Origin of the sequence: Holospora curviuscula (assembly GCF_002930195.1) — a bacterium.
Classification (GTDB): Bacteria; Pseudomonadota; Alphaproteobacteria; order Holosporales; family Holosporaceae; genus Holospora; species Holospora curviuscula.
Map to the genome: position 1 here is coordinate 1 of NZ_PHHC01000052.1, position 2,388 is coordinate 2,388.

3 protein-coding genes are annotated in these 2,388 nt (G+C 42.9%); all 3 read left to right on the top strand.

Features of this window, described 5'->3' with window-relative positions; all coding sequences use genetic code 11:
* Positions 1–780: hypothetical protein (locus tag HCUR_RS09410; protein WP_243397231.1), on the top strand; the 780-nt coding region annotated here is incomplete at its 5' end.
* A 10-nt stretch (positions 781–790) separates the two neighbouring features.
* Positions 791–1,561, top strand: a complete 771-nt coding sequence (locus tag HCUR_RS00815; protein WP_104206324.1) for a hypothetical protein — start codon at positions 791–793, stop codon at positions 1,559–1,561.
* Positions 1,548–1,883: a hypothetical protein gene (locus tag HCUR_RS00820; RefSeq protein ID WP_104206325.1), complete on the top strand. Its 336-nt coding sequence runs from the start codon at positions 1,548–1,550 to the stop codon at positions 1,881–1,883. The genes HCUR_RS00815 and HCUR_RS00820 overlap by 14 nt, the downstream gene beginning before the upstream one ends.
* Positions 1,884–2,388: the final 505 nt, after the last annotated feature.

Consider the following 2,388-nt stretch of genomic DNA (forward strand, 5'->3'; position numbering starts at 1 on the left):
TCTGAGGCGCTGGAGACTCTGGCCAAGACGGGCATCAAGGTCCTTCCGGGGATGAAGCTGGCCAAAGCGGTGGTGCAGGCTGGGGAAACCGCGGGCGCTTTGAAGAACGCCTACCAAAAGGAAGGTATGGCAGGGGCAGGATCCGTTCTGGCTCAGGAAATCCTGGGCCGCCAAGTAGGAAAAGTTCTGGGAAAAGGCCTGGAAAAAGTGGGAGGATTGAAGACTTCCAATAAACCGTTCCAGGGGCCTAAGCCTGAAAAGCCTTTGCCTCAAGGGCGGGGTGGTCAAGGTGGACTTCTCAATAAACCCGTAAGCGTTGAAGAACAAGCCGCCATTACTCAATACTTTACTCATTATAGAAATGAAAAATTCGTGGTGGGACGACATGGGGATGATAAATTTCAAAAAATCATGGATGCGCGTAACAAAGAATTTAAATCCATTATGGAAAAACGTACTGCTCGTCACCACGTGGGGACCCATGCCAATAACGAAAACTTTATACAGTTTAATATCCATAGAGATGCCGGTGTTAGTGTCATTATTCCTCAAGAGTGGCACAAATACTTTGTCCATACTGCCAACGCCTTTGAGTTTGATAACCTGCGTCAGTCTTTATTTTGGAGTATTCGAGATCTTCGAAACTGTACGAATCGTATTGCGGACCCCGTGCTACGTAAAGAAGTGCATCAGGATTTGAACGCCGCATTGATTCAAGCGGTGCGGTTAAATGAACAGTATTTTGCAGAACAAATGCAAAACCGCATTTTAAAACCTTAGGAAGGAGATTATGGAAAAGTATACGTGTCTACAAGACGTTCTAGATGATTTGTATGAAACTCAGGAGATTGATGCGGGAGAAAAGTATTGGAAAGAAGCCATTAAAAAATTCGCCACAAAAGAAGGGCTGTTATCAGCCCTGGCGTATTATTTTGAGTTGTGGGATAGAGAAGAGCGGGATCGGGATTATTTACGAGAGCTTCTTAGCCTTGAGGGACAAAAAGCATCCTGGTGCTTTTATTATCTTTTCGAAGCGTTGAGTGCTTTGAAAGATCCTTCTTTTATTCCCCAAGTGATGCGGTATTTTCCTCCAGAGGGGGATAATCGGTGGCCTTGGACTATGGAGGATATATGGACGGAAATGATGTTACAAACTGTTGCAGATTCTGATCTTGGCCCAACTTATATGCATTGGATTATGCGCTCTTTGCATCTTCTGCATCCCGGGGCCCGTTGGGCTGCTAAAGATTTAATGTCACAAATGCTCTTTGATACCTTTTATGAAATTAAGCCAGATAAATTTCCTGATCTTTCCATAGTGGATGCTTTACCTTTGGGGAAGCGGGATCTGGTGTTGAGTTTGTTGGATGAAAAAATCTCGTCATGGAAAAATATATTAGAGCAAGACGAAATAACTCTAAAAAATGCTAATTTCGAACCAGAAATAAATCGAGCAAAAAAAGATGTAGATTCCGCAAAGGAAAGCTTAGCTTGTTATCAATACGTCCGGGGCCAGCTGCTCCTTCTTCCCAAGGAGGTTATTAGCATTGGGCATCGGTAAATTCTTTCGAAAATTATGTTCCTTTTGGGCAGATCGGGAGCCGGGGAGGAAGGAGGATGCGGTATATACGGGCTCCAGCTCGGTATTTCATCCCTCTTCCATTGAGGCGCAGGAGATCTCCGGCCGGGTGGGGGCCATCCTCCACCAGGGCACGCAGATGAAGGGCCAGGGGGTACTGGAGGCGCAGTGCTACCGGTGCATTCCCGGGTATGGGAGCGCCTCTGAATCTTCTCATAATGTATATATACAAGATATTACTCCATTAACACGATTTTTCTTTTCGTGGTTACTTTTATTACCATACTTGCCCCATGCAAAATGATCTTTAATGAGCTTTCATTCATGATTTGTTAAATCGATTGGATCACGCGTTCTTATTATCTCCAAGCTTGACTATACTCCCTCCTTTTATCCATGAATACAGGTTCTAAATTCGGTTCTAAACGCGTACTCCCTCTATAGTCTGCTTACCCATTCCAAAACGTCTACCCAATTCCTTATAGTTTATCACTTACTTTCTTCTTAATGTCTCAACTTTTACGACGAAAATCCTATGAATACGAGATCTTTAAATATTTTTTCTTTTCTTCTATTATAGCCGTTTTATAGCTATTTGGTTATATATTAAATCTCTGTACAGGACAAAAGTTTATCTCCCTGTAAATACCCGCTCAATTACAGTGTTTTGATTAAAAATTGACGCAATATCATTCACGAAATTGTTAACCGAACGATCAATTTTAAAAAATAATTCCCGCAGCAGATCCAAGCCAACGCGTAACACGCTTTTTTCCAAACGACCATGCTTTTTCTTTTTGATAGGGGCT